We start from the raw sequence: 7494 nt of genomic DNA on the forward strand, positions 1-7494 counted from the left end.
GCGGATCGCCGAACCCTAGGGGCGGCTGGTCGGACCACAATGCAGCCAGCCCCGCCGTCCCGTTCCCCCCATGTCCTTCCTGCGCTCCACGCTGCTGCCGGTGGCCATCGTGCTGCTGTTCGCCCTGGCCCTGTTCGCCGTCAGTGCCCGGATCTGGCTGCCCGGCGACATGGCCGCCCCCGCCCCGCTGGGCTGATCCAGTGCCGCTGGGCTGATCCGGGGCCGCTGGGCGGATCGGGCGGCCAACCGGCTTTTACGATGCCCTCACCTGGATGGCTCCATGCCGGACGACGGCCTGCCCTTTCCCGAAACCACCCACGCGCTGGCCCTCGATCCGGAGGTGCTGGCCCGGGAACTGGCGCAGGAGCTCCTGGGCGATCCCCTTGATGAGATCGACAGCGTCGCCCCCTCCAGCTCCGACGTGGCCGCCGAGTGCGACCTCGGCATCGAGCTGCTCAAGGGGGGACGGGAGGAGCGCCTGCAGGGCCTGCGCATCTTCTGTGAGCACCGCGACCCCCGCGCCATCCCCCTGCTGCTGCCGCTGCTGAAGGCCGGCTGCCCGATCGTGCGGATGAGCGCCGTCTACGCCCTCGGCCGCAACCCCCACCCCCTGGCGGTGGAGCCCCTGCTGGGCCTGCTGGCGGCCGACGACAACGGCTATGTGCGCAAGGCGGTGGCCTGGAGCCTCGGCAACTATCCCGAGGCCCCGGTGCTCAACCCGCTGATCCGGGCCCTGGAGCTCGACATCGCCGCGGTGCGGCTGTGGGCGGCCAGTTCCCTGGCCGATGCGGGCGCCACCGGTGTGGCCAAGGCCGACCCCGCCGCCGCCCAGCTGCTGCTGAGCCTCCGCATCGACAGCGAGCCGGCGGTGCGCAGCAACTGCGCCTGGTCCCTGGGGCGCCTCTACACCGACCTGGTGGAGCCGCGTCAGCGGGACGTGGTGGAGGCCCTGCTGCACACGATGCTCCACGACGGCGATCCCACCGTGCGGGACGAAGCCCGGATGGCCCTCGAGCAGCTGGAGCAGCCGGACGTGCTGGAACGGCTGCAGACCCTGGTGGACGAGGGACTGATCAGCTGAAGGTCGGCGGGCCCGGGCCATCCGGCGGCCGCGAGCTCGGAAAATCGCGGTTAAGATCCCGGTCTCACCTGTGCAGCCCATCCGGGATGGCCGAACGCACCATCCGCTTCCGCATTCGCCCCGACGGGCGCGTGGAGGAGCTCGTGGAGGGCGTGCAGGGCGAGGGGTGCTCCCGGCTCACGGAGCGGATCGAGGCCCGACTGGGCAGCGTGCAGCAACGACGCAGCACCTCGGAAGCGTTCCAGACGCCCCCCCTCGTTCTCCAGGACCCCCAGGTGGTCGTCCAGCACCACGGGCCCTGAGCCCCCGCTCCCCCTCCCCTTCCGTCCCATGTCGCACTTCAGCACCGTCAAGACCGAGCTGCGCGATCGCCAGGCCCTGGTGGACGCCCTCCGCGACCTGGGCCACCCCCCGGCCGAGGGCTCCTGCCAGGTGCGCGGCTACCGCGGCCAGACGGTGACCGCCGATCTCGCCATCCCCCAGGCTGACGGCGTCGACATCGGCTTCCGCTTCAACCCCGACAGCGGCAGCTACGAGCTCGTCACCGACCTGGAGCTCTGGAAGCAGCCCATCCCGGTGGAGCGCTTCCTGGCCAAGCTCACCCAGCGCTATGCCCTGCGCTCCATCCTGGCCAGCACGGCCGAGGAGGGCTTCCAGGTGAGCGAGCAGACCAGCCACCTGGACGGCAGCATCGAACTGGTGGTGACCCGCTGGGACGCCTGATTCCGTGAGCGTGACGGGTCCCGCCACCGGTCTCGACCCCGCCCTCGCCTTCCGCACCGCGGTGGCTCCGGAGTCGGCGGCGACGGGTCGGGAGCCCGTCCTGGGCGGGGCCCTGCGCCAGCAGGCCGTCTGGGTCGATGAGGCCGTCTGCATCGGCTGCCGCTACTGCGCCCACGTGGCCGGCAATACCTTCGTGGTGGAACCCGACTGGGGCCGCTCCCGGGCCCTGCGCCAGGACGGCGACAGCACCGAGCGGATCCAGGAGGCGATCGACACCTGTCCGGTGGACTGCATCCACTGGGTGCCCTACGAGCAGCTGCCGGCCCTGAGGGCCCAGCTCGACGAGCAGGAGATCCAGCCCCTGGGGCTCCCCTCCCACGGGCGCCGTCGCCGCACCCTGCCCCGCGCCGTCCCGCCGTCGCCGTGACCATCCCCACCCGGCGTTTCGGTCGCACGGGACTGGCCATGCCGGTGCTCTCCCTGGGGGGGATGCGGTTCCAGCAGAGCTGGAGCGACCTGCCCGCCGAGGCGGTGGAGGCCGGCAGCCAGGCCAATCTCGAGGCCACCCTGCGGGCCGCCAGGGCGGCGGGGCTGCACCACATCGAGACCGCCCGCCACTACGGCACCTCGGAACGGCAGCTGGGCTGGCTGCTGCCCCGGCTGCCGGATCCCCGGCGGATCCTCCAGACCAAGGTGCCCCCGGCCGAAGATCCGGCGGCCTTCGAGGCCGACCTGCGCACCAGCTTCGAGCGGCTGGGCCTGGACGGCGAGGGGGGCCCGGGCGGGGGTGGGGGCCGGGTCGACCTGCTGGCCATCCACGGCCTCAACACCCCGGAGCTGCTCGATCAGACCCTGCGGCCCGGCGGCTGCCTGGCGGTGGCCCGCCGCTGGCAGGAGGCGGGCCGGATCGGCCACGTGGGCTTCTCCACCCATGCGCCGCTGCCCCTGATCCTGGAGGCGATCGCCAGCGACCAGTTCGACTACATCAACCTGCACTGGTACTTCATCCGCCAGGACAACCGGGCGGCGATCGAGGCCGCCACCGCCCATGACATGGGGGTGTTCGTGATCAGCCCCACCGACAAGGGGGGCCACCTGCACAGCCCCTCCCAGCGCCTGTGCGAGCTCTGCGCGCCCCTGCATCCGATCGTCTTCAACGACCTGTTCTGCCTGTCGGCCCCCGGCATCCACACCATCAGCGTCGGGGCCGCCTCGCCCCAGGATCTGGACCTGCACCTGGAGGCGGTGGCGCTGCTGCCCAGGGCCGGGGAGCTGCTGCCGCCGATTCTGGAGCGTCTCGAGCAGGCCCGCCGCCGGGCCCTCGGCGACGACTGGCTGGCCAGCTGGGACCGGGGTCTGCCGGCCTGGGAGGACACCCCCGGCCGGATCAACCTGCCGGTGCTGCTCTGGCTGCACAACCTGCTGGAGGCCTGGGATCTGGAGGCCTACGGCCGCGCCCGCTACGGCCTGCTGGGCCAGGGCAGCCACTGGTTTCCGGGCGAGAACGCCGACGCCCTCGATGGCAGCGTCAGCGAGGGCGAGCTGCTGGCGGTGCTGCAGGCCAGCCCCTGGGCCGCCGAGATCCCCGACCTGCTGCGGCGTCTGCGGCAGCGGCTGGGGGGCGAGGCCGTGAAACGGCTGCAGGTGGCCTAGGCGCCTGGGGCGCTGGCCTGGGCCCTCGGCGCGATCGGCGTCTTCTGGGGCACCCCCACGGCCCGGGGGTAGGCGGCCGGACAGGGGCCGGCCGGCCGCAGCCAGAGGCCGTGGCGCACACCCCGGCCCGCCGGCAGGTCGCGGCGCTGCACCGGATCCACCTTGGCCCGCAGCACGCCGACGGCCGCCTCCAGATCCCGCTGGTCGTCGGCGCCCCACTGGCCCCGGTAGAGGAGGGCCAGGCCGTCGGGCTTCAGCAGGGGCACCAGGTACTCGGCCACCACCGGCGCGCTGGCCACGGCGCGGGCCATGGCGCGATCGAAGCGTCCCCGGCAGTCCCTGGCGCGGCCGGTGCGCTCGACCCGTTCGCAGCGCAGCCGCAGCCTGCCCTCGTCCAGCCCCAGGCTGCGGGCCATGGCCCGCACCGCCTCCAGCTTGCGGCCCACCGAATCCACCAGGGTGATGCGGGCCGTGGGCAGGGCGATCGCCAGGGCCAGCCCGGGGAAACCGCCGCCGGTCCCCACGTCGATGAGCTCCAGGCCGTCCGGAACGCCGCCCGGGGCCGTGAGCAGGGGCACCCAGGGCCAGAGGCTGTCGAACACCTGGGCGATCCAGAAATCGTCGCCCTCCACCAGCCGGGTGAGGTTGACCCGGCCGTTCCACAGCCGCAGCTGCTCCTGCAGGGCCACCAGCGCCGCCAGCTGGTCGTCGGTAGGGGTCCAGCCGAGCGCCTGCCAGAGGCCGGCATCGGCAGGGGCGCTGGGGTCGGGGCTGGCGGCCATCCGCTACGGCAGTGGTGCTTCTCCCTAGGATCCCTCACGCCGGGCAGGCTGCCATCGCCGCCGCAGGGACCATGTCCTCCACAGCCAAGCCCTCCACCCCCACCCACTACCAGGTGCTGCAGCTGCAGCCCAACGCCACCGATCAGGAGCTGCGCCAGGCGTTCCGGGGCCTCAGCAAGCGCTACCACCCGGACACCACCGCCCTGCCGGCGAGCGAGGCCGAAGTGGCCTTCCGGCAGCTGCGTCAGGCCTATGCCGTGCTGAGCGACCCGGCCGCCCGACGGCTCTACGACGCCGCCCTGGCCCAGCCGGCCCCCCCGGCGCCGCTGCGGCCCGCACCAGCACCCGTCGTCCGGGCTGTGCCGGTGCGCCGGGCCCTGTCCGGCGGCGAGTGGTTCGCCCTGCTGCTGCTGGCCGTGGCCCTGGTGCTCAGCCTGGTGCTGGGACTCGGGGTGGCCTGGGCGCGGGGCGCCGAACTGATGGCCTGGCCCAGCTGGTGGTCGGAGCTGGAGGCGGAGTCGGCGCCCGCGGCCCCGCTGGAGCCAGCGCCCCAGGCCCCACTGGCTCCGGCCCCGGTGGCCCCAGCCGAGCTGGTGCCCCCTGCCGGCGAGGCCCAGGCGCTCCCCTCGCCGCCCATCCCGCTCCCCCAGCCGCCCGCCGCCTGACCCTTCCTTCCCCTGCCGATCCGATGGCGACCCTGCCCCCCGCGCCCACCCCCCTCTACAACCACCCCCTGCCCGCCCTGGAGGACTGGCTGCGCCAGCTGGGCGCCAGCCAGTCGCGCAGCAACGTGGCCCACTGGGACCTGCACCGCCCCGAGTGGAGCGCCCGGATCGAGATGGAGGTGGAGGAGCTGCGGGTGAGCTGGCACCAGGAGGGCCGCACCACGGCGCGCCAGTTCCCCTACGGACTGTCGCGGGCCGATGTGGAGGCGGCGATCCTGGCGGGACCCTGAGGCTGGCCTGCGGAGGACCGCTCCGCCGCCCGCCGCCCGTCGCTCAGAGGCTCGAGAGGGCTTCCCCAATCACCGCGTAGCACCGGGCCAGCTGGTCGTCGTCGATGCACAGCGGCGGCAGCAGGTAGACCACCTGCCCCAGGGGCCGCAGGAACACCCCCCGGGCCAGGGCCAGCCGCTGCAGCCGCTGGCCGACGGGATTGAGGTAGCCGGGGGCGTCGGTGGCCACCTCGAAGGCGGCGACGGTGCCCAGCAGCCGCGGCCGCCGCACCAGGGGGTGGCGTGCCAGGGCCTCCAGGTGGGGACGGTGGCGCGCCTCGAACCCCTGGTGGCGCTCCGGCCGCTCCTGCAGCAGCGTCAGGCTGGCCAGGGCGGCGGCGCATCCCAGGGGGTTGGCGGTGAAGCTGTGGCCGTGGAAGAGGGTCAGGCCGGGGGTGGTGCCGATGAAGCCCTCAAAGATGGCCTCGCGGGCCAGGGTGACGCCCATGGGCAGGAAGCCGCCCGTGAGCCCCTTGGAGAGGGCCATCAGGTCGGGGTGGATGCCGGCCCGCTGGCAGGCGAACAGGTGGCCGCTGCGGCCGAAGCCCGTCATCACCTCATCGGCGATCAGCAGGGCACCGCTGGCACGGACCAGCGCCTCCACCTGGCGCAGGAACTCCTCCCGCACCAGGGCCATGCCGCCGGCCCCCTGAAGCAAGGGTTCGAGGATCACGGCCGCGGTGGGCGTCTCCAGGAGTTGCTCCAGCCGCTCCAGGGCCGCCGCCTCCCGCGCCTCCACCCCCTCGTCGTCCCACCAGGTGGCGGGCCAGGGGGCCCGGGCCACGGCGAACAGCAGCGGCTCGAACGCCTCCGAGAACAGGGAGCGCTCCCCCACCGCCATGGCGCCGAAGGTGTCGCCGTGATAGGCCCCATCGAAGGCGATCAGCTGCCGGCGGGGTTCGCCCCGGTTGCGCCACCACTGCCAGGCGATCTTCAGGGCCACCTCCACAGCCGTGGAGCCGTTGTCGGAGAAGAACAGGCGATCCAGCCCGCTGCAGGCGGCCAGGCGCTCGGCCAGCTGCTCGGCGGCCGGGTGGCGGAAATCGGAGAAGCCCACCTGCTCGAGGCTGCGGGCCTGGCGGGCGACGGCGTCGGCGATGGCGGGCTCGGCGTGGCCGTGCAGGGTCACCCACCAACTGCTGATGGCATCGATCAGCCGGCGGCCGTCATCGAGTTCGAGCAGGGCCCCCTCGCCCCGCACCACCCGCAGGGGCGGGTCGGCGGTGGCCACCTGGGTGAAGGGGTGCCAGAGGTGGGGATGCCAGCCGGGTCCGGTCACGGTGGGGCTCAGCGGCAGACCTCCGAGCGGCGTTCGCCCTCGGTGGCGATCGGCCCGCAGTTGACCCAGCGGGTGACGCTGGTCTCGATGTCGGTGAACAGCACCAGGATGCCCGCACAGAGCGCGGCCACGGCAGCTGTCACGAGCAGATGCTTGCGGCTCATGGCTGCAGGCTACGGGCCAGGCCACTGCGCTGCCATTGCCGCTCCAGACCCTCCCGGTCGAGGGGATCGAGGGGCGGCAGCTCCGCCAGCACCGGCACGCCGCCGAGGGCTTCCAGGGTGCGGGGATTGTCGGGGTGGGGGTCGCCGTTGAGCACCAGCCCGAGCACGGGGATCGAACGGCGGGAGAGGGCCTCGAGCGAGAGCAGGGTGTGGTTGAGGGTGCCCAGGCCGCTGCGGGCCACCAGCAGCACCGGCAGGCCCCAGACGGCGATCTGCTCGATCTGCAGCCAGTTGCGCCGCAGGGGCACCAGCAGCCCCCCCGCCGTCTCCACCACCAGGGGGCCGTCCCCGGCCGGCAGGGCCAGCCGGGCCGGGTCGATGCTGACCCCGTCCCGCTCCGCCGCCCAGTGGGGGGAGACGGGGGCCGTGAGGCGGTAGGCCTCCGGCCACACCCGCTCCGGCGGCAGCCCCAGCAGCTGCTGGACCCGGCCCGTGTCGCCGCCCCCCTCCAGGCCGCTCTGCACCGGCTTCCAATAGGTCGCCCCCAGCCCCTCCACCAGCAGCGCGCTCACCACCGTCTTGCCCACGTCGGTGTCGGTGCCGCAGACGACCAGCCTCATGCGATCCTCCGGCCCACCAGCAGCAGCACGTCCCACGAGATTGCCGCATCGGAGGGCCACTGGCGCAGCAGGCGGCGCAGCTGGGCGGGGCTCAGCGGCGCGGGGCGGCTGCTGCCCGCGCCCAGATCGCGCAGGCGCCGCAGGGTGGCCAGGCCGGGGCCGGCCGGGCGGCTGAAGCGCAGCCGTTGCTGGAGGGCG

Annotated in this window: 12 protein-coding genes and 1 pseudogene; 8 read left to right on the forward strand and 5 right to left on the reverse strand. The window is 73.9% G+C overall.

Annotated features, from left to right (window positions below):
* The first annotated feature begins 70 nt into the window (after positions 1–70).
* From KBY81_RS09385 to KBY81_RS09410, 6 genes are all read left to right on the forward strand, one after another.
* On the forward strand, positions 71–196 hold the full coding sequence (locus KBY81_RS09385; RefSeq protein ID WP_015110553.1) for a hypothetical protein: 126 nt from the start codon (positions 71–73) through the stop codon (positions 194–196).
* An 84-nt stretch (positions 197–280) separates the two neighbouring features.
* Positions 281–1081, forward strand: coding sequence for a HEAT repeat domain-containing protein (locus KBY81_RS09390; protein WP_106220276.1), 801 nt, complete (start codon positions 281–283; stop codon positions 1079–1081).
* A gap of 86 nt (positions 1082–1167) precedes the next feature.
* The gene (locus KBY81_RS09395) at positions 1168–1383 is read left to right on the forward strand and encodes a DUF2997 domain-containing protein (protein ID WP_106220277.1); all 216 of its coding nucleotides are present in this window, start codon (positions 1168–1170) and stop codon (positions 1381–1383) included.
* 28 nt (positions 1384–1411) lie between these two features.
* Positions 1412–1804 carry a DUF1257 domain-containing protein gene (locus KBY81_RS09400; protein WP_106220278.1) on the forward strand — a complete coding sequence of 131 codons (393 nt, stop codon included), beginning with the start codon at positions 1412–1414 and terminating at the stop codon, positions 1802–1804.
* Positions 1805–1808: 4 nt separating this feature from the next.
* Positions 1809–2231 (forward strand): ferredoxin, encoded by a 423-nt coding sequence (locus tag KBY81_RS09405; RefSeq protein WP_106220279.1) that lies wholly within the window; start codon positions 1809–1811, stop codon positions 2229–2231.
* A 38-nt stretch (positions 2232–2269) separates the two neighbouring features.
* Complete coding sequence (locus KBY81_RS09410) at positions 2270–3457, forward strand: aldo/keto reductase (RefSeq protein WP_254976351.1); 1188 nt, start codon at positions 2270–2272, stop codon at positions 3455–3457.
* On the opposite strand, the gene KBY81_RS09415 is transcribed toward KBY81_RS09410, so the two are convergent.
* Positions 3454–4239 (reverse strand): 16S rRNA (guanine(527)-N(7))-methyltransferase RsmG, encoded by a 786-nt coding sequence (locus KBY81_RS09415; RefSeq protein WP_254976346.1) that lies wholly within the window; start codon positions 4237–4239, stop codon positions 3454–3456. The genes KBY81_RS09410 and KBY81_RS09415 overlap by 4 nt on opposite strands.
* Before the next feature lie 71 nt (positions 4240–4310).
* Here KBY81_RS09415 and KBY81_RS09420 point away from each other — a divergent pair, with 71 nt between their 5' ends.
* Positions 4311–4904, forward strand: coding sequence for a J domain-containing protein (locus KBY81_RS09420; RefSeq protein ID WP_254976347.1), 594 nt, complete (start codon positions 4311–4313; stop codon positions 4902–4904).
* A 23-nt stretch (positions 4905–4927) separates the two neighbouring features.
* Positions 4928–5194, forward strand: coding sequence for a DUF3143 domain-containing protein (locus tag KBY81_RS09425; RefSeq protein WP_254972829.1), 267 nt, complete (start codon positions 4928–4930; stop codon positions 5192–5194).
* A gap of 43 nt (positions 5195–5237) precedes the next feature.
* On the opposite strand, the gene bioA is transcribed toward KBY81_RS09425, so the two are convergent.
* The 4 genes and pseudogenes from bioA to KBY81_RS09445 all read right to left on the reverse strand — a co-directional run.
* On the reverse strand, positions 5238–6512 hold the full coding sequence (gene bioA, locus KBY81_RS09430) for an adenosylmethionine--8-amino-7-oxononanoate transaminase (protein WP_254976348.1): 1275 nt from the start codon (positions 6510–6512) through the stop codon (positions 5238–5240).
* A gap of 8 nt (positions 6513–6520) precedes the next feature.
* Entirely contained in the window at positions 6521–6676 is a 156-nt protein-coding gene (locus KBY81_RS09435; RefSeq protein WP_181280039.1) for a hypothetical protein, read from the reverse strand.
* Positions 6673–7296: a dethiobiotin synthase gene (gene bioD / locus KBY81_RS09440; protein WP_254976349.1), complete on the reverse strand. Its 624-nt coding sequence runs from the start codon at positions 7294–7296 to the stop codon at positions 6673–6675. Before bioD ends, KBY81_RS09435 begins: the two co-directional genes overlap by 4 nt.
* A pseudogene (locus tag KBY81_RS09445) lies at positions 7293–7494 on the reverse strand (SAM-dependent methyltransferase); the annotation flags it as partial. The gene bioD and the pseudogene KBY81_RS09445, both read right to left, overlap by 4 nt.

Source organism: Cyanobium sp. Lug-B (assembly GCF_024345635.1).
Taxonomy (GTDB): domain Bacteria; phylum Cyanobacteriota; class Cyanobacteriia; order PCC-6307; family Cyanobiaceae; genus Cyanobium; species Cyanobium minutissimum.

Excerpts from the sequence above, each read along its gene's own strand:
- KBY81_RS09390 (WP_106220276.1), top strand. The coding sequence starts at position 281 with ATGCCGGACGACGGCCTGCCCTTTCCCGAAACCACCCACGCGCTGGCC.
- bioD (WP_254976349.1), bottom strand. The coding sequence starts at position 7,296 with ATGAGGCTGGTCGTCTGCGGCACCGACACCGACGTGGGCAAGACGGTG.
- KBY81_RS09415 (WP_254976346.1), bottom strand. The coding sequence starts at position 4,239 with ATGGCCGCCAGCCCCGACCCCAGCGCCCCTGCCGATGCCGGCCTCTGG.
- KBY81_RS09410 (WP_254976351.1), top strand. The coding sequence starts at position 2,270 with ATGCCGGTGCTCTCCCTGGGGGGGATGCGGTTCCAGCAGAGCTGGAGC.
- KBY81_RS09435 (WP_181280039.1), bottom strand. The coding sequence starts at position 6,676 with ATGAGCCGCAAGCATCTGCTCGTGACAGCTGCCGTGGCCGCGCTCTGT.
- KBY81_RS09425 (WP_254972829.1), top strand. The coding sequence starts at position 4,928 with ATGGCGACCCTGCCCCCCGCGCCCACCCCCCTCTACAACCACCCCCTG.
- KBY81_RS09395 (WP_106220277.1), top strand. The coding sequence starts at position 1,168 with ATGGCCGAACGCACCATCCGCTTCCGCATTCGCCCCGACGGGCGCGTG.
- KBY81_RS09420 (WP_254976347.1), top strand. The coding sequence starts at position 4,311 with ATGTCCTCCACAGCCAAGCCCTCCACCCCCACCCACTACCAGGTGCTG.
- KBY81_RS09400 (WP_106220278.1), top strand. The coding sequence starts at position 1,412 with ATGTCGCACTTCAGCACCGTCAAGACCGAGCTGCGCGATCGCCAGGCC.
- KBY81_RS09385 (WP_015110553.1), top strand. The coding sequence starts at position 71 with ATGTCCTTCCTGCGCTCCACGCTGCTGCCGGTGGCCATCGTGCTGCTG.